This window comes from Streptomyces monashensis (assembly GCF_001866665.1).
Classification (GTDB): Bacteria; Actinomycetota; Actinomycetes; order Streptomycetales; family Streptomycetaceae; genus Streptomyces; species Streptomyces monashensis.
Genome location: NZ_MLYO01000177.1, coordinates 1 through 2,095 on the forward strand (window position 1 = coordinate 1; position 2,095 = coordinate 2,095).

General features: G+C 73.9%; 1 protein-coding gene. It reads left to right on the forward strand.

Annotation, left to right across the window (positions count from 1 at the left end):
* Positions 1 to 2,095 (forward strand): type I polyketide synthase (locus tag BIV23_RS45050; protein ID WP_143079284.1); only part of this gene is annotated, 2,095 nt, incomplete at both ends.

The following is a 2,095-nucleotide window of genomic DNA, read 5'->3' on the forward strand; positions in this document are numbered from 1 at the left end:
GGAGGTGAGTGCGCATCCGGTGCTGGTCCAGCCGGTCACCGGGATCCTTGACGGGAGTGACGCGGGTGAGGGCGGGGTGGTGACGGGTTCGCTGCGGCGCGAGGAGGGGGGTCTGCGTCGTCTGCTGGTGTCGATGGCGGAGTTGTTCGTGCGTGGTGTGCCGGTGGACTGGACCGGCGTCCTGCCTGCCGGGAGTGCATCGGCACATGTCGACCTGCCGACGTACGCCTTCGACCACCAGCACTACTGGCTCCACACGGCACCGACCGCCACCGACGCGACCTCTCTCGGCCTGGCCGGGACCGATCATCCGCTGCTCGGCGCGGTGGTGGAGCTGCCGCAGTCCGACGGGCTGGTGTTCACCTCGCGCCTGTCGCTCAAGTCGCACCCCTGGCTGGCCGATCACCGGGTCGGAGGTGTGGTGCTCGTCCCCGGTACGGGGCTGGTGGAGCTGGCCGTGCGGGCCGGTGACGAGGCCGGGTGCACTGTCCTGGAGGAGCTCGTGATCGAGGCGCCCCTCGTGGTGCCCGAGCGCGGCGGGGTGCGCGTCCAGGTGGCCGTGAGCGGGCCGAGCGGGAACGGCTCGCGCACCGTGGAGGTCTACTCGCGGCGCGAGGACGCCGACGGTCCGAGCGGAGCGGACGCCTGGACGCGGCACGCCAGTGGCATGCTGGCGGTGACGGCGCAACCGGGCGGCGAAGCAGCGGAGTTCGACTTCGCCGCCTGGCCGCCACCCGGCGCGGAACCGGTGGACGTCAGCGGTGGCTACAGCCTGCTGACGAAGGTGGGATACGGCTACGGCCCCGCCTTCCAGGCCGTACGCGCACTGTGGCGGCGCGGCGACGAGATCTTCGCCGAAGTCGCCCTGTCCGAGGAACACAGGCAGCAGGCCGGCGGGTTCGGTATCCACCCCGCGCTGCTCGACGCCGCCCTGCACTCGCCGCTGCTGCAGATCGCCGGGGCGGCCGCGGCCGAGGACGGCCCCGGCGCAGGGCCGGGTGGTACGGAGCTGAGGCTGCCGTTCGCGTGGAACGGGCTGGTGCTGCACGCCGCGGGTGCTTCGGTGCTGAGGGTGCGCCTCGGTCGGCCCGAGCGGGACGCGCTGTCGCTGGCCGCGGCGGACGAGGCCGGCGCCCTGGTCGTGACGATGGACTCGCTGGTGTCCCGGGTCGTCTCCGCCGATCAGTTGGAGGCGGCGGCGGACACGCCGCGTGCCGACTCGCTGTTCCGGGTGGAGTGGACCGAGCTGCTGTCGGTTCAGGGGGCGGAGTCCGCCCCGTCCTGGGTGCCGGTGGCCACCGCGGAAGAGGTGGCGACCCTGGCCGACGACGTGGAGTCGGGCGCCGTATGCCCGGCCCTGGCGGTCCTGGAGGCTGTCGGCGGCGAGGGCGACGACGCCGTGCTTGCGCTGGCCACCCGGGTCCTGGAGACCGTCCAGTGCTGGCTGGACGGGCCGGGCCTGGAGGAGGCACGGCTCGCCGTCGTGACCCGGGGTGCGGTGCCCGCCGGTGGCGAGGCCACGGTGACCGATCCGGCGGGAGCGGCGGTGTGGGGTCTGGTGCGTGCCGCACAGGCCGAGAACCCGGACCGCATCATCCTGGTCGACACCGATCCGGCGCATCCGGTCACCGGTGGCGCGGCGCCACTTGTCCTGGGCGCGGCGCTGGCCTGCGGCGAGCCGCAGGTCGCGGTGCGCGGCAATGCTCTCTCCGTACCCCGGCTGGCCCGGGTCGGCGCTCAAGGCCCGGTCTCGGAACCCGTGTTCGGTATGGAGGGCACCGTCCTGGTCTCGGGCGCCGGGTCCTTGGGCGGCCTGGTTGCCCGGCACCTGGTCGTGCGGCACGGCGCACGGCACCTTCTGCTGGCCAGCCGCCGGGGGCCGGACGCCGAGGGCGTGCGGGAGTTGGTCGCCGAGCTGACCGAGCAGGGCGCGCAGGTCTCGGTCGTGGCCTGTGACGTGTCCGACCGCGACCAGGTCGAGGCGCTGCTGGCTTCGGTGCCGGATGAGCACCCCCTGTGCGGTGTGGTGCACACGGCCGGCGTGACCGACGACGGCGTCATCGGGATGCTGACTCCGGAGCGCCTGGCGCGGGTG